The sequence below is a fragment of the Methanobrevibacter sp. TMH8 genome (assembly GCF_020148105.1).
GTDB lineage: Archaea > Methanobacteriota > Methanobacteria > Methanobacteriales > Methanobacteriaceae > Methanobinarius.
In genome coordinates this window covers 38,141-57,155 of sequence record NZ_JAHLZE010000004.1, presented here as the reverse complement: position 1 = coordinate 57,155, position 19,015 = coordinate 38,141, and the positions used below count along the sequence as shown (strand labels likewise).

Here is a 19,015-nt window from a genome sequence, read left to right as displayed (position 1 = left end):
TTTTATTTCAGATATCTTCTTTTTAAATATCATTAACTATTCATCTTCTTTTTTCAGTATGACTTTGAATTTCCCATATTTTTTAGCTATTTCCATTATTTCGTCATGACTTAAATTAACACCAAAAATTAAATTTTCTTTCTTCAGTGCTTCTACCATTTTTTCTAGTGTTTCATGGTTTGGACCAGATACCCAGTGAGAATGTATTCCATTTACTATTTCATAAATAGATTCAAGAGCTTCTCTAGTATCCATATCTGAATCTATCTTTCCTAAGAATTTATCTACTTGTTCTATAGAGGAAGCTTCTATTTTTCTTTTTAAAGGTTCTTTAAAATAAGGATAATGATACTCAATATTTTCAATAGAACAGCCATATTTTATGATAATTTCCATTTCTTTCTTTATATCTTTGGAGTCGTGCTTTGTTGTTATTTTTACAAGATTTGGCTGGATAGCTGCAAAGTAAATATCAGTACCTCCACTTTCTTCTGGAGAGATTACTTTATTAGCTCCAGAATTATAAAGACGAGATATATTTTCCTTTTTACTAGCTCTTGAAACAATCCAGATATCTTTTGAGATTTCTCTTGAAGTTAAGGCTATAAATAAATTATCAACATCACTTCCAGTAGCTAATATTATTCCTGTTGCATTATCAATTCCTGCTTTATGTAAACTACTTTCATCAGTTGCATCTCCATGTATAACCAATATATCACTTTCTTCTTCAAGATTTTCAACAATATCTCGGTTTTTATCTATAATAACTATTGTCTGATTCCTTTTTTCTAATTCTTCTGCAACTACGGCCCCAACTCTCCCATATCCACATAATATATAATGATCTTTTAGGGATTTAATAGTTCTTTTCATTCTAACACCACTTCTCAATTCTTCAATCCTTTGACCAACTAATGATATTGTTAAACCAAACACATATGCAATAAGTCCGACTCCTCCAATAGCTAAAGTCACTGCAAACATTTTTTGTATAGGCAATAAAGGTATTATATCTCCATATCCTACAGTGGTTATTGTAATAATTGTAAAATAGATTGAATTAACAATATCTAATTTCATTATTAAAAGAGAACCAATTATCCCATAACTAATGAGTATTGATAATGCAATTAGTGCATAAATAAGTATATGGCTTGGAACATCTCCAAATACTTTTTTTATCCGTGATTCTCGAGGTTTTGAACTCAAATAAACACCTTTTTATGGTATTTTATATTTTGTTTTATAATTTTGTTTTATATTTGCTTATAATTTAATAAGAATATCATCTCTTATAATTTTTATTAATATTCTTATAATAATGTAATGTCCTAATAACATAATATATAGTATTATATGTATTTATAGAATAATAATTTATAATAATTGACACTATAAAAAAATAAATCATTATAAAATATATAAAATGAAAATATAAAATATATATACAATTATATGCTCTTAAGGATAATAAATAGCTAATTATTATGGGGATAATTCAGCTAATATTAAAATAAAAAATGGAGATTAACTAATGGATCCTATAGATATGAATGTAGTAGATATTAATTGTGAAGATTTAGGTCTATCGCGGTTATGTTTAATGGAAAATGCAGGTAAATGTTTATCAGATGAAATAGCTAAAATATCAACATTTACTTTTTCAAAGCCAGTAAAGATAGGTATATTTACAGGATCTGGAGGAAATGCTGGGGATGGATTTGTAGCTGCAAGACATCTTTTAAACAGAGGTTTTGAAGTTGAAATATTTATGCTAACATCTAAAAATAGCATCAAGTCAATAGATGCTCAAATTAACTTTGAAATCTTAGAAAATATGGTTCCTAATATTTCAAGGCTAAAAATTATTGAATTAAATGATTTAACCGATATTGAACATATTGAAATAGCAAATTCAAATAGTTTCAGTGAATACATTATTATTGACGGGATTTTAGGAACTGGAATAGATGGAAAACTCAAAGAAAAAGTTAAAAAAGTAATTGAAGTTATAAATGAATCTAATTCATTAAAAATATCCATTGATGTTCCATCAGGAATGGATCCATTAACTGGAGAAATTCCAGATATAGCTGTAAAACCAGAGTATACTGTAACATTCCATAAAGTAAAAACTGGTGTTAAAAAAGCTAGTTTGTCTGATGAAAGCTCTGTTGGAGGCCTTGTAATTTGTGATATTGGAATTCCTATCGAAGCTGAAATATTTACAGGCACTGGAGATTTACTTAGATTAAATTCAAGGAAAAAAACATCTCACAAAGGTAATAATGGAAAAATTTTAATTGTTGGAGGAAGCAAAGATTATCATGGGGCTCCTACTATCGCTGGATTGTCAGCTTTAGCTAGTGGTTCTGATTTGGTTTATATTGCTTGTCCAGAATCTGTAAGTTTAGCTATAAAACAAAAATCACCAGATTTGATTGTTAAAGGACTTGAAGGATTTGAAGGGGTTGAGGGGCTTGAAAGACTTAATAGTGGGAATAAAGATTATTTAAATTTAGATAATTTAGAAGAAATTTTAAAGATTATTGAAGATAATAGTATTGATGCTATCTTATTGGGTCCTGGAGCTGGACAAAATGAAGAAACTGGTAAGTTATTCAATGTTTTAGCTAAAAAAATAGATAAACCTCTTGTCATTGATGCTGATGCTTTAAAACTAGTTGATCCAATTGTGATTAAAAATAGAGAAGATTTGATATTAACGCCACATTTAATGGAATTTAAATCATTTTTCAATAATTATATCGATGAATATGATAATATAACTTTAATTTCTGATTCTGAAGAATTAGATTATATTAAATTAAAAGAAAAAATAGCTACCTTCCAAAATGTTATTAAAAATATTAATGGAACTGTTATATTGAAAGGCAAATATGATTTAATATTTAGTAAAAACAGTCTTAGAATAAATAAAACTGGTAATTCTGGAATGACTGTAGGGGGAACTGGTGATTCCTTAGCTGGAGTAGCTACAAGTCTTCTATCTCAAGGTTTAAATAGCTATCATGCAGGAGCATTAGCTACATATTTAAATGGAAAGGCTGGTGATTTTGCTAAAGAAGAATATGGCAATGGCTTTGTAGCAAGTCAATTATCTGAATTTTTAGGATTATTAATGGAAAATATCAATATTTGAACTTTTTAATTTTGGTTTTAATTATTATATGGTGGATTGAATGGTCAATTCAAGTAAATATTTAAAAGCAACTTTCAAATCTAGGCCTAATCGTTTTATTGCAGAAGTTGAAATTGATGGTGAAATAGTTATTGCACACGTTCCAAATACAGGAAGATGCAAAGAACTTTTAATTGAAGGAGCTACTGTCTATCTGATGCCAAGTGATAATCCAAAAAGAAAAACTAAATTTTCTCTTCTTTTTGTAGAAAATAATGGTGCACTTGTTTCAATTTATTCTCAAGAAGCTAATAAAATTGTTTATGAAGGTATTCTTAATGGAAAAATAAAGGAACTTAATGGATATTCCATAATTAAAAGAGAAAAAACAGTTGGAAACTCAAGAATGGATATATACTTAGATAATCCTGAGGAAAATAAGGACTGTTATATTGAAGTTAAAGGCGTTACTCTTGTTGAAGATAATGTAGCTATTTTTCCAGATGCTCCAACAGAAAGAGGGAAAAAACATTTAGATGAATTAATAGAATTGAAGAAAAAAGGTCATAGATCTGTTGCATTCTTTTTAATTCAACATCCTAATGGAAATAGCTTCAGACCTAATTGGCAAACTGATATTGATTTTAGTGAAACTTTAACAATGGCCGAAAAAGCTGGAGTTGAAATATTAGTTTACAAATCTAAAAATAGCTTAAATGGTAATGAAATAATTGGAAAAGCTATGGAATACAATCTTGAAAAGTACTAATAGAATAAAAAATAAAAAGTTTATAAATAAATTTAAAGATTTTTTAAAAAATAAAAATTATTTGTTAAATTTTATGGATATTTTATTTATCCATTAAATTTCACACTTTTTGCTATTTTCAATGCTAATTCCTGATTAGATGCCATTACAACTACAGTTTGTTTTTCACCCATTACGAGAACTATAGAATTATTTTGGGCACCTTTAAATGCTATTATATTATCAGGTAAATTAGATGAATTAATTAGTGTTGCATTAAATTGCTTTTCAAAAACTTTAGAATAAGCATTTTTCTGATTTTGAGGAATTGTTTCATTCATTACTTGAATAATTAGTTGATTCTTTTTATCAACAAAAACTCCAGATTGTTCAGTAAAATTTGATGTTACTGGAACAGATATGGTGGTTGAATTAAATGTTTCATTTTTGATTTCAGCATTTGGATTTTCAGGCATCAAATTTTGGGAAATTTGCATTAATGCAACTCCTGTGATTGCTAAAGCGCCTATAGAAAAAATTGCAACAATAACTATTACTATTAAAAATTTATTACTTTCTTTCATTTAAAATCACTAGTATATTGTTTATCTTAAATTATTCATAAAATTTAAATTTAATTCACAAATCTTTATATTTTTTTATATATTATTTTTTATTATTTATAAAAATTTTCTATTTTTATAGATTTAAAAATCTTTGATTTTTTATTATTTATTAATTTATTTCATATTTTATTAATTATTTCATATTTTCATTATTTAATATAAAATATAGGAGTAATATTATTTGATTTAATATTTAAGTTCAATAAAATATCTAAAAATTCTATATACTTATTTTTTCATAAGTTCTTTGAAAACTTTGCCAATAGCTTCATTTATTACTAAATTTGCATAATCATCATAAGGAGTTTCATCTTTGTTTATAAGGATTAAATTTTCTCCATTGAAATTATGAATAAGTCCTGCTGCAGGATAAACAACAAGTGATGTTCCTCCAACAATAAGTACATCGGAGTTAGCTATATATTCCGCTGCTTTTTCCATAGTATTTATATCTAAATTTTCTTGATATAATACCACTTCTGGTTTTATTATACCTCTACAGCTACTACATTTAGGAATTTTTTCTGAATTAACTATAAAATCAAGATTATAACTTTTTCCACATTCCACACAATAATTTTTCATTATACTTCCATGAAGTTCCAAAACATTTTCACTTCCAGCTTTTTGATGAAGTCCATCTATGTTTTGTGTTATAGTACTTTTAATTTTCCCTTGTTTTTCAAGTTCTGCAATAGCTAAATGAGCATTGTTTGGTTTAGCAGAAGTATGAATCATATTTTCTTTATAATATTTGTAAAAACATTCTGAATTTGTAAAAAAGTATTTGTGAGATAGAATAGTTTCTGGAGAATCTCCATAGTTTTCAATGGTATCATATATTGATTTTTTACTTCGAAAATCTTGTATTCCACTTTCAGTCGAAACCCCTGCACCTCCGAAGAACACAATGTTATTAGAATTAGATATTATTTCTTTTAATTCTTCTATTTTTTTTAATGTAGATTTAATCATTTTATCTCTTTAAGATATTCATTTAAGATATTCATTTTTAAGAATGCTCATATAAATCACTTAACTAAATATTCTTAGCAATATTGTAATTTATATGTTATTATAATAAAATTCCTATTATTAAAGTAATTAGTAGAATTGTTAAAAAGATTATAATTATTAAAATTAACTTTTTAAGGACTTTCATCATTACTAATTTGTCCATTAAACGTGTTTTTTGTAATATTGCCTGAATTTCTTTTTCATTAAACCTATTTGGGGGATTGTATGACTTATCAAGTATAATAAAACTATTTATGATTTCATTTATTTCATTAGTGATTAAAGATATATTATTATCAGTAATTATCTTAAATTGATATATATACTGATTTTTAACAAATCCTATGAAACGCTCTTCTAATTTCAAATCTTTGAAATTCATTGAAGCTGTTATGTCACAAGCATTTTCCCCATCTACTAATATCTCAGAAGAATTTAATATTTCAGAATCAAATCTATTTTTGATATATTTTTCAGTAATTTCATGATATTGGTCTGTTGTATTGATTTCTCCTTTATTGTAGTTTATAGGTATTTTTGATATATCCATTGTAGTATTTTCAGTTAAATTATTGGTTAAAACCACTATAGAGAATGGGTCATCTGATTTATCCTTTTCAATCCAATTTTCTCCATATTTAAAAGATATTATACTATTGTTATAAGTTTTCATACTTTCTTTTTAAGTATTTTTTATCTATATTTTAGGTACTTACGGGCGATTATTAAAATCATAATATCTTTCATCTCATAATCTGTATAAAGATTCTAAATGAAGATATATAGTTAAGAGTCTTTATTTTCTAGCAATTCTAAATAAGATGTTCTTTCAAAACCATCATTAATTCCTAACTTTTTAAATATATCAAATATTTTGTTTAATTCTTCTTCAAATTCACTTCCATCCTCAAGATCTGTTTCTATTTCCATATATGGTTCTAATCCTTCTACTTCATCGAGACTTATGATGTATTGGTCAATATTGTAAATGGTTCTATTTTTAATTACTTTAGCTACTTTTTTAAATCCTAAATGTTCAAATACTTTAGCTATTTTTTTTGGATTTTCTACTTCTAATTCTACTTCTTCCCGAGTCTTACTTTGTGAGTCAATTTTAGGTCCTTTATAAGTTATAAAAGTTTTTGATATGTTATTCACTGAAACTTCTCTTATTCTAAGAGCTTCATCAGTTTCTGCAAAATTTTTAATTGGGCTGTTGAAATAGCTATCTTCTTGATGTTCTATATGGTCTTTTTCAGCATTAATTTTCTTCAACATTTTTTTTACAGCATTAAAATCAGTTATTTTAGCTTTAACTTCAACTTCAATCATTTTATCCCTTTATTGATATATTTTTCTAAATTTTATATATTTGAAATTTTTTATATAGGGGAATTAATATTTTAATAATTTCATATAATTTCATAATTTCAATAATTTTAATAGTTTTGATAGATTTAATAGTTAATTATTCTTGCATTGTTTTTTGATTATTCTTTATTATTTTTTTATTCTATTTTTTATTTTATTTTATTTTTTTCATTTTTTAATTTTTTCATTTAATCAATAGTTTTTTATAGTATTAAAATAATAAATTAATATAGAAAAATATTAACAATATATAAATTTATAATTTTTTCTAATAACTTTTAATAGCATTCTATTTAATCAACGTCCTATTTATTAATATTCTATTTAGTATAATTTATAAAAAAAATAATCAATTTTTAATTAATTGGTTTTTCATGGTTTAAATGTTGATTGAGTTTTAACCTATTATTTATAAATTATTTGAAACTAAATTATTAATATTTAAATTTTCTCAAAATTTTTTTATTGAAATTTTTTAAATAGGTTTATATATTATATAATCAAAAAATATATAAAGTAAATTTTTATAGTAGCTAGTTTTTCACTAAATTTTTACTAAATTTTTACTTATTTTTTTTAAAATTTGATTGGGAGGAATCTTAACTTGACCGATGTTGATATAAAGATAGAGAACATTGTTGCTTCTGCTGCTATTGGAAAGGACATAGAACTTACTGAAGTTTCTAAAGCATTAGAAGGGGTTGATTTTAATCGAGAACAGTTTCCAGGATTAGTTTTTAAACTAAAAGAACCTAAGACTGCAGCACTTATTTTTAGCTCAGGTAAATTGGTTTGTACTGGAGCTAAATCTATAGATGATTCTATTTTAGCTATACACAAAACTGTTGATCTAATGAGGACTGTTGATAAAGATATTCCTCATGAATATGAGATTAAAATTCAAAATATTGTTGCTTCTGCCAACTTGGAAGCTACATTAAATCTAGAAGCTGTAGCTCTAGAATTAGAAAATACGGAATATGAACCTGAACAATTCCCAGGTTTAGTTTACCGTTTACAAGACCCTAAAGTTGTTTTATTATTATTCGGCTCAGGCAAAGTTGTTTGTACTGGTGCCAAAACTAAAGATGATGCTAAGCTGGGAGTAGAAAGGGCATACGACCGACTTAGCGAGTTGGACTTAATATAATTGGTGATATGATTGATTAAACTTGTAGTATTTGACTTAGATAATGTTATTATTGATGGTGAAGCGATAGATGAGATTGGCAAATTAGTAAACGTTCAAGATGAAATTGCAGAAATCACCGAAAAAGCTATGCACGGTGATTTAGACTTCGAAACATCTATAAAGGAAAGAGTTAAACTTTTAAAAGGAGCTTCAGTAGAAGATATTAAAAAATTAGCTGATGAAATGAAGTTAATGGATGGAGCTGAAGATGCTATCAAAGGTTTGAAAGATAATGGTTATGAAATAGCTGTTATCAGTGGTAGTTTTGATTTAATAGCAAATCCTTTAAAAGAAAAACTTGATTTAGATTATTTATTTACTAACACATTAGAAGAAGAAGATGGAAAATTAACTGGAGAAGTTAGTGGACCATTAGTTGAAGGCTCTAAAGCTGATGTTCTCAAAGAAATCATTGCAGATAATGATATTTCTGTTGATGAATGTGTAGCTGTTGGTGACGGAGCTAATGATATTTCTATGATTGAAATAGCTAAATATGGTGTTGCTTTCAATGCAAAACCTGCAGTTAAAGAAGTAGCTGATATAATTGTTGAAAATAATGATTTAAAAGAAGTTTTAACAGTTATAACAGATTTAGATTCTGAAAATACTGAAAATGTTGCTGAAGAATCTAATGATGAAACTGTAGAAGAAATTGAAGAATCTACTTCTGAATCCAGTGAAAAAGATACTGAAAAATCTTCTGAGAAAGAAGATGTCTCTGAAGAAACTGTTGAAGTTGAAGATAAAGATAAAGCTGTTGATGAATCTGATGATGGAAAAGAATCTTCTAAAAAAGATAAAACTTCTAAACCTAAATCTAAAAAGTCTAAGAAGGATGCATTGCCTGAAGTAGACTTCGACCTTGCTCCTACTCCTGAAGGAGTTAGAAAACAAAAAGATGAAAGGGAAGAAATAATAGCTAAAATTGCTGAAGAAAGAGAAGAATTTAACAAAATAGCTAAAGAACAGCGTAAAATACGTGATGATCTTAATGATAGTTTAAAAGAAAATTTGAAATTAGCTATTGATTTAAGAGATAATCGTAATGAAGTTAATAAATCCGTTGAAGAAGCTAAAAAATTACGTGATGATGTAAATGAAGAGCTTAAAAAACTTGAATGGTCTTCTGGTAGAAGAGATAGATTAAAACTCGAAAATGAAATCAAAAAAATTGATAAAATCATTGAAACTAGAGTTTTAGATATCAAAAAAGAAAATCAATTGGTTAAAAATGCTAATGATTTAAGAAAACAATTGATGGAAATTACTGAAGACGAAAAAGTTAAAGAAGAAGCTCAAGATCTTAAAAAAATTTCTGAAGAACATCATGCTAAAGTTGTTGAATTGTCTACTCAAGCACAAGAATTCCATGAAAAAATGCTTAATTACTTCAGAAAAACTGATGATATTAGAACTGAAGCTGATGAAGCACATAAAAAATTCATAGAAGCTAGAAAATCAGCATCAGCTAAGCATGAAGAGTTCAAAATTGTTTTAAGTGAAATTCACGTTATTAACAAAGAACTCGGAACTAATAAGTCTAAAAGAAGAAAATCTGAAAAACAATCTAGTACTAAGAAAAATCGTGAAGAGAAAGAAAAAGCTGAAGATATATTTGAAAAATTCAAACATGGTAAAAAACTTACTACTGAAGAGCTTTTACTTTTACAAAAGCACGATATAGGTTAATTTTAACCTATTTTTCTTATTTTTAGGTTAATATTAATAAAATTTTAGTAAATATTGTAGAATATTAGTAGAATTATTAGTAGAACTGCTGAATTATTCAGTACTAAAATTATTATTTTTATTATTATTTTTATTAAAATATTGAATAATAGTAATTTTTTTAAGTTATTAATGATTCCAAATTATATTATCTATAAAGTTTAATCATAAAACTGATTTTTTCAGTTGTAAAATTTAATCTAGCTATTGGTGAAATAGTGGAAGTTAAAACAAATAAAAAATCTCCTAATCAACCCGATCAAATTGAAGAAAAAATTGAAGTCTGTTATATGTGTCATCAAGAATTTAACATTAATGCAGATGATGACAGCCATTATCACTATGAAGAATATCCTATGTGTGCTTATTGTAGTGAATTTTATGGATTTTATAAAAAAGATAGATAATTAGTTTTATTCTTTAATAGCTAGATATTTTTTATTTTTTATTATATTATATTTTAATTATATTTACTTATCTTATATTACTCTATTCTATATCATTATATTCTATATTACTCTATTTTATATTATAATATTTTATACTATTATATTTTTTATTATTCAATTTTATTTCACTCTATCTCACTTTATACAATTTATTTTAATTTATATTATTATATTTAATTTTTTAATTCGATATTTGATGAATTAATTGATAATTATATGTTTATTTATCAACTATTATCATTTTTATTTTTCTAGAGTTTTTAGTTATAAACAATCAAAAACTATAAATATTACTATTAATAATATTTGTATTAAAAAATTTAAAAATAGATAAGGTTTTTATAATAAAAACTCACATAGTTTCACAATAAACTAATTGAACTAACAAATATATAAAAATTATATTGTTGTTTTATAATTAATATATAATTATAAAATTGGGGAATGGATATAAGAAATTAAAAAATTAAAAAATTATGAAATTAAGAAATATTGATTAAAATTTAAAATATAAACTATAAACTATAAAACATAAATTATAAAATATTATTTAATATTATTATAACTTGTCAGTAGTATAATTCAATGAAATATAAAGTGATATAATGCATGAAGTAATCATCTGCGAAAAACCTAAATCTGCTGAAAAAATAGCTCAAGCTCTTTCATCTAGTCCTACTAAATTGAAATATGGTAAGAAAGTGAATTATTGGGAAATTGATGAAAAAGATAAGAAAATTACTATAATATCTGCAGTAGGACATTTATATAGTTTAACCCCTAAAAATCAAAAGGAAAAAGTTTATTTTGATTTGAAATGGGTTCCAGCATATGAAACACAAAAAAACTTAAATTATGTTAAAGACTATGTTTATGCGATAAAAAAACTTGGTAAAGGTGCAGATAAGTATATTCATGCTTGTGATTATGATATTGAAGGGACTTTAATCGGTTTCAATGCATTAAAATATGCATGTGGTGAAGATTCAATCAATATTACTTCTAGAATGAAATTTTCAACTTTAACTAAAAAAGACTTACTTGAAGCTTATAATAATCAGATTGAGCTAGATATTCCTCAAGTAGATGGTGGAATAGCTAGGCACATTGTTGATTTCTATTTTGGTGTTAATATTTCTAAAGCTCTGACTGGGGCTGTTAGAAAAGCAAAGTATAAATATTTACAGCTTTCTGCAGGAAGAGTTCAGACTCCAACTCTTACAATTTTGGTAGATAGGGAAAAAGAAATACAAAAATTTGTTCCAGAACCTTACTGGTTAATTAAAGCATTACTTGATAATAAATCTGAAAAAGAAGATATAGTAGCTGATCATGTTGAAGGTAAAATATTTGATAAAAAAAGAGCAGAAAATATCTTTGAAAGTTGTCAAGGTGCTGATGCAACTATTGATAAGGTAAAAATATCTGAAACTACTAGAAAACCTCCAATACCATTTAATTTAGGAGGGTTACAATCAGAAGCCCATACAGTTTTTGGATTTAGTCCAAAAAAGACTCAAACAATAGCTCAAAATCTTTACACTGAAGGATATACTTCTTATCCACGTACTTCATCTCAAAAATTACCAGAAAGTCTTGAATTTGATAAAATATTTAAACAACTATCTTCTAATGAGGCATTTAAAAAACATATTGATGAACTTAATCAAAAAACAAAACCTAATGAGGGTAAAAAAACTGATGCTGCTCACCCAGCTATCCATCCTACTGGAATAGTTCCAACTAAGTTAGATACAGATAGTGCAAAAATTTATGAACTTATTGTTTATAGATTCATTAGTGTTTTTTCAGAAGATTCAAAGTTAGAAACATTGAGATGTGATTTAAGTGTTGATCAAGAGAAATTTTTCTTTAAAAGAAAAAGAGTTTCCTATATGGGATGGTTAAGTCATTATCCTTTCCGTAAAATTGAAGAAGATATTTTTCCTCCTCTTAAAAAAGGAGAAAAAATTAAAGTAAATGAAATTTTATCAGAAGAAAAAGAAACTAAACCTCCTGCACGATACAATGAAGCTTCTCTTATAAAAGAATTAGAAAAAAGAGAGCTAGGTACAAAAGCAACTAGAGCAGATATAATAGCTAAATTATATGATAGGAAGTATATATCTGGTAAAAAGATTGAAGTAAATCAATTGGGAATGAATATCATAGATAATCTTAGAGAATACTGTAAAAATCTTACTAGTGAAGAACTTACACGAGATCTTGAAAAAGAGCTTGAAGGAATAATGGCTAATAAAGTAAGTAAAGATAAAGTTGTTGAAGATGCAAAAAAAGAAGTTTTGGATATATTAGATGATATTGACAAAAATAATCTTAAGATTGGTGAAGGACTTTATAATGCTTATCAAGAGAGTAGGATTGTGGGGAAATGTGCTTGTGGAGGAAATTTAGTAGTTAGATTTTCTCCAAAAACTAAATCTTCATTTGTAGGTTGTTCCAATTATCCTGATTGTAATACTATCTATTCACTTCCAAAAGGATCTGAAGTCTTAAGGGGTAAATGTGAAAAATGTGGTTTACCTACAATTTCATTTGGAAGAGGAAAATCAAGGCGTAAAGCTTGTTTAGATCCTAAATGTGGGGTTGATCATTCTCAACTGAAAGAAGCTGAAGTTGTAGGCCAATGCCCAGAATGTGGTAAAGATCTTCTTAAAAGACATGGTCGATATGGTGAGTTTGTAGGTTGTAGTGGATTTCCAAAATGTAAATTTACATCTTCTTTAGAAGATTTAGAAGAAAAATTAGCTAAGAAATCAGAAGATTAATAGTTCTTTAATTATTAGGAACTTATTTTTTAATTCTTTATTCTATGTCTTTTAATTATTTTATTTTTAATTTATTAAACTTTTAATTTATAATTATTTTAATCTATAATATTAGTTTAATCTATATTATTTTATTAATTATATATTATATTTAATATAATTAATCAAATTATTTAAAAGCTATCTCATTTTATTTAACTATACATGTTTAATCATAACTTAATAATGAATAATATAGTTTTATTAAAATTGTTTAAAATGTGTTATTATCCTTAATTATATTTATAAAATACTATTTTAAAAAGTATTAATTTTATATTGAGTTTTATCTAATTTTAAACATAAAGTTTCACGATAATTCTTATAAAAATATTTTAATTAAATTTTATATAAATTGTATTTTATGATTTAAAAATTAATAGAATACTATTTTCTTTATCTATAATATAGTTAATATCAAATTAAATCATGGGAAAAATAGTAGAATTTAATAAGGTAGAACAATAAATACTTAGGATAATATTTATTAATTTGATAATCATATATGATACGATATAATTATAATAATATAAATGATTATAGTAATACTCTTATTTTTATGATAAAAATAGAATTATTGTTGTGATATTAGAGAATTACTAGTTTCATGATAAAAGTTATTATGAAATTATAATTTTATTTAAATCTTTGTCTTTGGCATGTGATTTAGATACTATAAATTATTTTAGTATAATAATATTTTAGTATTATAATTTATAGAATAAATTATAGGTGATATGATTATTAACTTAGATATTCATGATTTAACATTCATGATTTTAATTCAAAATATTAGATGATTTTTATGGATAGAGATAAACTAATGTCGATATTAAAGGCAGTAGCGATAGTAGTGGTAATAGTCGCATTTGTTTCCTTTTTAAGGTTTCAATCTGCTGATTTATCAGTTCTTCCTGCTGACCAGCAAGGTTATTACAAAGATTCTAGTGGACTTCCTTACTTTACTGAGATGGATTCATACTACAACTTACGTATGACACAAAATTACATGCAATATGGACATATGGGTGATGAAATTCTAAATGGGACTCCATGGGATACACTTTCATATGCTCCAGATGGTAGAAGTGCAGACTATCGTCCAATGATTGTATATGTCACATCTTTCTTATATTACATTGCCAATATGTTTTCGAATATGTCATTGACAGAGGTTGCATTTTATGCTACAGCAATAATATCTCCTCTTGCTGCAATACCTGCATTTATAATAGTTAGGAGAGTTACAAATAATTATGGTGGTGCAACAGCTGCGTTGATAGTTGCTCTGGCACCTAATTATTTCTCTCACACATTTGTAGGGTTCTTTGATACAGATATGTTTAATGTAGTTTTACCATTATTCTTAGTTCTATTCTTTATTGAAAGTATAAGGTCGAGTAAATTACTTTATAGAATAATTTATATTATATTAACTGTTTTCACAATGGTATTATTCTCTTTGGCATGGGATGGTTATGTATTTTATTTAGGTATGCTAGTTATCTTTTTCCTAGTATATTTAGCTCTAGGATTTATACTCAAAGTAGGAATGATTAAACCAATAAAAGATTATTCTAACATTCTTTCGTGGTTTGTAGATCAAAAAGAGATTTTTTCAATTGTAGCCATTGCACTAATTGGATTTATTGGGCTCGCATTAACGAATGGTTTCGATTCTGTTATTCAAGCACCTTTTAGTCTTATTGGTGCTACTCAGATTCAATCATTAGCATCTGCAGCTGCATACCCTAATGTATATATATCTGTTGCAGAGCTACAGATTCCGAACCTTCTTTATGGAGGAATATCAGGGGCTTTTTCAGCTAATGCAGGAGGAGTAATTAATGGTGTAGGTGGAATCGTAGCTGTTTTCGGAGCATTTGCTATATTAATTCTTATGGCTCAAAAATTATGGAAATTACGTTCAATTAAAACAGTTAATGGTAAAAATAAAAAACCACCAAAAGGTCAAAGAAAATCTGCTTCTAAAGTTAAAGAAAGTAAAGAAAAAGGAGCTATTATTGAATTCACTATGGATGATGTTAAATCAATGGATGATATAAATAAGAGTAAACGTGAAACATTACTTTATTTAACTCTATTTGGTGTATGGATTTTATTATCTGCAATAGCTGTTACTCAAGGTTCAAGATTTATTATGGTATTAATGATACCATTAGGACTTTGTGTAGGTTTATTTGCAGGTTATGCTGTTACATATGTTAAAAATAAGTTAGAAGATAAGAACAAATTAATGGCTATAGCTATTGGAGGATCTTTATTAACATTTTATCCAATTTTACAAACTTTAACAATATTTGCTCCATTATTTAAAATATCATCTGCTATGGCAATTATAATTCCAATAGTTATACTTTTAGCAATGATTGGAATTTCAGCTTTATTGATTTATGGATATAAAGAAATAAAAAGTTCTAAGTATGCAAAGACAGCTGTAATGCTTATAATAATTTCAGCTCTTGTATCTCCTTCAATATTTGGTGCTTATCAAGTATCAGAATCTGTTATTCCGAGTACTAGTGATCCAATGTGGAATGCCATGACTTGGATAAATGAGAACACTACTAATGATACTACTCTTGCATCTTGGTGGGATTTCGGTTACTTATTTGAAATTGCTTCAGAAAGACCAACATTGTTTGATGGTGGTTCTCAGACAGGTATAAGGGCATTTTGGACAGGTAAGGCTCTTACAACGAATGATACGAATCTATCGGCAGCTATATTCCAAATGATGGCATATAGTGGTGATAATGCAAGTCAACTCCTTGATAACTATACTAATGATAGTGGGAAATCAGCTGAAATTCTTGAAAATACTCTAACTTTGTCTGCAGAAGAAGCTAAAAATAAAATGGTGGATACATATGGTTTAACTTCGGTTCAAGCCGATAAAATTGTCAATATGACTCATCCAACAAATCCTACTCCAGTTATATTTGTAGCGAGTTCGGATATGCTTCAAAAAGCTGGTTGGTGGACGTACTTTGGAAATTGGGATTTCAATATTCAAAATAGTTCGGGTTACCAATATTTTGTTTCCACTACTCCAGTTAAACTTCAACAAATTGCTAATGGTATTTATCAAGCCAATATTACTAATTTGGAAGAAAATGGTATTTTATATCAAACAAAAGTTACAAGTGGAACAGCAAATAACACTACTAATGCAACTACTACAGCTGTATATCAAAATGGAACTCCTGTTGTAACTCAAAATAATACAACTTTTAATCCATTTACAGTTAATAGATTGATTCTTATTGAGGACGGTATAGTATGGAAAAACCAGACTGTTAATGAAAGTGGAAATTACACATTACTTGTAATTGGTGATAATGGAACATACACATCTATTATTATGAGTAAAGAGCTTGAAAATTCAATGTTTACAAAACTCTTTATACTAAATGGATTTGGTCAGGATGCATTCCAATTGGTTCATGTAGAAGACGGAATTTCTCTGTGGAAAATAAATGGAATACCAACATTGAGAAATGAAACAGGATCTGCCAATACTACGACTTAGTGAAAACATAAAATTAGGTAAAATATAAATTAAGTATATTCCATGAATTTTCATGGAATTGCTTTATTTTTAAATTTTTATTATTTTAATTTTTAATTAATCATTTTTAATTAATCATTCCTAATAATTAATTATTAGATATTTGCTATTTTTATAAATATTATTTAGAATAAGATTTTATAATAATCAACTTTTTATGCATTATTTATAAGTAATATCAATAATATATAATATAAAAATTAGAATAATTAAAAACAAATTTTATATTTGATTAATTAAAAATTAAAATTATTATATCATGAAGTTTAAAATAATTTAAAATAGTTTAAAATATTTTAGAATAATTTAGAATATTTTAGAGTATTTTAGAATATCTTAGAATAATTTAAAATAATTTAAAATAATGAAATTGTATTATGAATAATTAGTGAGTTTTATGGATATTGATGAAAAAATAAAGAAGATTGAGGATGAAATTCAAAAAACTCCTTATAATAAAGCTACTTCTCACCATATTGGAAAGCTTAAAGCTAAAATATCAAAATTAAAAGAAGAATCTTTACAAAGAAAAAGTTCTGGAACTAAAGGTAAAGGGTTTCATGTAAAGAAATCTGGAGATTCTACTGCAGTACTTGTTGGATTTCCTTCTGTTGGAAAATCTACTCTTCTTAATGAATTAACTAATGCTGAGTCAAAAGTAGGGGCTTATCAATTTACAACTCTTGACATTATTCCAGGTATCATGGAATATAGAGGAGCTAAAATTCAAATATTTGATATTCCTGGGATTATTACTGGTGCTTCTGGTGGAAAAGGTAGGGGAAGAGAGATTCTTTCGGTTGCTAGAACAGCAGATTTAATTATTATTGTTCTTGATGTTTTTAATCCTCAGCATTTAGATATAATCATGCGAGAATTACGTGATATAGGAATTCGTCCTAATGAAAATAAGCCTGATGTTACAGTTAGAAGAAAAAAATTGGGTGGTGTCAATGTATCTTCTACTGAAAAATTAACTCATCTTGATGAAGCTACAATAAGATCTATTATAAATGAATATGGGATGCACAATGCTGATGTTTTAATTCGTGGAGATGTAACAATGGATCAATTCATTGATGCATTAGAATCTAATAGAGCTTATGTTCCAGCTATAGTTGTTTTAAATAAGGTAGATCTTGTGGATGAAAGTTACATTGAAGAATTAAAGAAATCTATCCATGATTTTATTCCAATTTCTGCAGATAAGAAATTAAATCTTGATTATCTAAGAGATCAAATATTTGAAAACCTTAATTTAATCAGAGTATATTTAAAACCACAGGGTAGAAAGGCTGATTATGAAGATCCTCTTATAGTTAAAAAAGGATCTACTGTAATTGATATTTGTGGAAAATTACATAGGGAATTTGTGAGAAATTTCAGACATGCTAAAGTTTGGGGAAGCTCTGTAAAATTTCCAGGGCAAAAAATAGGTCCAGATCATGTCTTAGATGATAAAGATGTTTTAAGAATTATTGTTAAGAAGTGATTCAAATTCATTAAACTTTTAATTATATTTATTATATCTTATTTGTTTTTGTTTATTTTTTATGATAATTAAATAATAATTCTGTATTTAGGTGTTTTTGTGAATAATATTAATAATATAATCCTTTTCATAACTGGGACTCCAGGGGTTGGAAAAACTACAATAGCTGATAATCTTAATGGTATTTTAAATAAGAAATATGATTCTAAACTTATTAAAATTAATGAATTGGCTATTGAAAATAATTTAATAAAAGGTAAAGATTTAGAAAAAGGATATAAAATTGTTGATATTGATAAACTTTCTAAAAAGCTCAATAAAACTATTGATTATTTTTTTAGTGATGATGATATTCCTAAAATAGTTATTGTTGAAGGACATCTTTCACATCTTTGTAGTATTGAAATTAATAAAGATAATACTGTTAATCATATATTTAAAGTAATTGTACTTAGATTAAACCCAAATATTCTTCAAAAAAGACTAAATGCTCGAGATTATTCTGAAGATAAAATTCATGAAAACTTAGAAGCTGAAGCTTTAGGAGTTTGTTCTGTTGAAGCTTATGAAAATCATGGAAATAATGTTAATGAAATTAATACTACTAATTTAGAAGTTAAAGACATTTTAAGTCTTGTTGAATCTATTTTATTCGATGAAAAACAGTTTCCAGTAGGAGATGTTGATTTTATGCAGTGGATTTTAGATTAATTTTTATATTTTTATATTTTCAAAATTTTAAAATTTTAAAAGTATATTAGTAATATTTTTAAGATAGAATAAATATACATTTTAATGATAGATTATTTGTTTTAAAATAATTT

At 26.0% G+C, this 19,015-nt stretch carries 14 protein-coding genes; 9 read left to right on the top strand and 5 right to left on the bottom strand.

The genetic code is table 11. The annotated features are described in order from the left end of the window. Positions 1–36: 36 nt before the first annotated feature. Complete coding sequence (locus tag KQY27_RS01035; protein ID WP_224424725.1) at positions 37–1,212, bottom strand: NAD-binding protein; 1,176 nt, start codon at positions 1,210–1,212, stop codon at positions 37–39. A 325-nt stretch (positions 1,213–1,537) separates the two neighbouring features. Between KQY27_RS01035 and KQY27_RS01030 the strand changes: the two genes are divergently transcribed. After that, complete coding sequence (locus tag KQY27_RS01030) at positions 1,538–3,166, top strand: NAD(P)H-hydrate dehydratase (protein WP_224424724.1); 1,629 nt, start codon at positions 1,538–1,540, stop codon at positions 3,164–3,166. Between the two features lie 40 nt (positions 3,167–3,206). Next, on the top strand, positions 3,207–3,914 hold the full coding sequence (sfsA, locus tag KQY27_RS01025; RefSeq protein WP_224424723.1) for a DNA/RNA nuclease SfsA: 708 nt from the start codon (positions 3,207–3,209) through the stop codon (positions 3,912–3,914). An 86-nt stretch (positions 3,915–4,000) separates the two neighbouring features. Here sfsA and KQY27_RS01020 read toward each other — a convergent pair whose 3' ends face one another. The 4 genes from KQY27_RS01020 to cyaB all read right to left on the bottom strand — a co-directional run bounded on the left by KQY27_RS01020 (position 4,001) and on the right by cyaB (position 6,868). Next, on the bottom strand, positions 4,001–4,477 hold the full coding sequence (locus KQY27_RS01020; protein WP_224424722.1) for a hypothetical protein: 477 nt from the start codon (positions 4,475–4,477) through the stop codon (positions 4,001–4,003). A 270-nt stretch (positions 4,478–4,747) separates the two neighbouring features. Then, positions 4,748–5,494, bottom strand: coding sequence for an NAD-dependent protein deacylase (locus tag KQY27_RS01015; protein ID WP_224424721.1), 747 nt, complete (start codon positions 5,492–5,494; stop codon positions 4,748–4,750). A gap of 100 nt (positions 5,495–5,594) precedes the next feature. Continuing rightward, positions 5,595–6,209, bottom strand: coding sequence for a PsbP-related protein (locus tag KQY27_RS01010; protein ID WP_224424720.1), 615 nt, complete (start codon positions 6,207–6,209; stop codon positions 5,595–5,597). A 113-nt stretch (positions 6,210–6,322) separates the two neighbouring features. Next, positions 6,323–6,868, bottom strand: a complete 546-nt coding sequence (gene cyaB / locus KQY27_RS01005) for a class IV adenylate cyclase (protein ID WP_224424719.1) — start codon at positions 6,866–6,868, stop codon at positions 6,323–6,325. Between the two features lie 643 nt (positions 6,869–7,511). Here cyaB and KQY27_RS01000 point away from each other — a divergent pair. The 7 genes from KQY27_RS01000 to KQY27_RS00970 all read left to right on the top strand — a co-directional run bounded on the left by KQY27_RS01000 (position 7,512) and on the right by KQY27_RS00970 (position 18,902). Beyond that, on the top strand, positions 7,512–8,057 hold the full coding sequence (locus KQY27_RS01000) for a TATA-box-binding protein (RefSeq protein ID WP_224424718.1): 546 nt from the start codon (positions 7,512–7,514) through the stop codon (positions 8,055–8,057). 12 nt (positions 8,058–8,069) lie between these two features. After that, positions 8,070–9,791, top strand: a complete 1,722-nt coding sequence (serB, locus tag KQY27_RS00995; RefSeq protein ID WP_224424717.1) for a phosphoserine phosphatase SerB — start codon at positions 8,070–8,072, stop codon at positions 9,789–9,791. Between the two features lie 257 nt (positions 9,792–10,048). After that, a complete protein-coding gene (locus KQY27_RS00990) occupies positions 10,049–10,237 on the top strand; it encodes a hypothetical protein (RefSeq protein ID WP_224424716.1) in 189 nt (62 codons plus the stop codon). A 647-nt stretch (positions 10,238–10,884) separates the two neighbouring features. Beyond that, positions 10,885–13,068, top strand: coding sequence for a DNA topoisomerase I (gene topA, locus KQY27_RS00985; RefSeq protein WP_224424715.1), 2,184 nt, complete (start codon positions 10,885–10,887; stop codon positions 13,066–13,068). 844 nt (positions 13,069–13,912) lie between these two features. After that, positions 13,913–16,660 (top strand): dolichyl-diphosphooligosaccharide--protein glycosyltransferase subunit STT3, encoded by a 2,748-nt coding sequence (locus KQY27_RS00980; protein ID WP_224424714.1) that lies wholly within the window; start codon positions 13,913–13,915, stop codon positions 16,658–16,660. Positions 16,661–17,096: 436 nt separating this feature from the next. Further along, the gene (locus KQY27_RS00975; RefSeq protein WP_224424713.1) at positions 17,097–18,191 is read left to right on the top strand and encodes a GTP-binding protein; all 1,095 of its coding nucleotides are present in this window, start codon (positions 17,097–17,099) and stop codon (positions 18,189–18,191) included. A 99-nt stretch (positions 18,192–18,290) separates the two neighbouring features. Continuing rightward, a complete protein-coding gene (locus KQY27_RS00970) occupies positions 18,291–18,902 on the top strand; it encodes an adenylate kinase family protein (RefSeq protein ID WP_224424712.1) in 612 nt (203 codons plus the stop codon). The last annotated feature ends 113 nt before the right edge of the window (positions 18,903–19,015 follow it).

Bases quoted from the DNA above. Each gene is read 5' to 3' on its own strand.
- KQY27_RS01030 (WP_224424724.1), top strand. From the start codon at position 1,538: ATGGATCCTATAGATATGAATGTAGTAGATATTAATTGTGAAGATTTA.
- sfsA (WP_224424723.1), top strand. From the start codon at position 3,207: ATGGTCAATTCAAGTAAATATTTAAAAGCAACTTTCAAATCTAGGCCT.
- KQY27_RS01020 (WP_224424722.1), bottom strand. From the start codon at position 4,477: ATGAAAGAAAGTAATAAATTTTTAATAGTAATAGTTATTGTTGCAATT.
- KQY27_RS01015 (WP_224424721.1), bottom strand. From the start codon at position 5,494: ATGATTAAATCTACATTAAAAAAAATAGAAGAATTAAAAGAAATAATA.
- KQY27_RS01010 (WP_224424720.1), bottom strand. From the start codon at position 6,209: ATGAAAACTTATAACAATAGTATAATATCTTTTAAATATGGAGAAAAT.
- cyaB (WP_224424719.1), bottom strand. From the start codon at position 6,868: ATGATTGAAGTTGAAGTTAAAGCTAAAATAACTGATTTTAATGCTGTA.
- topA (WP_224424715.1), top strand. From the start codon at position 10,885: ATGCATGAAGTAATCATCTGCGAAAAACCTAAATCTGCTGAAAAAATA.
- KQY27_RS00980 (WP_224424714.1), top strand. From the start codon at position 13,913: ATGGATAGAGATAAACTAATGTCGATATTAAAGGCAGTAGCGATAGTA.
- KQY27_RS00975 (WP_224424713.1), top strand. From the start codon at position 17,097: ATGGATATTGATGAAAAAATAAAGAAGATTGAGGATGAAATTCAAAAA.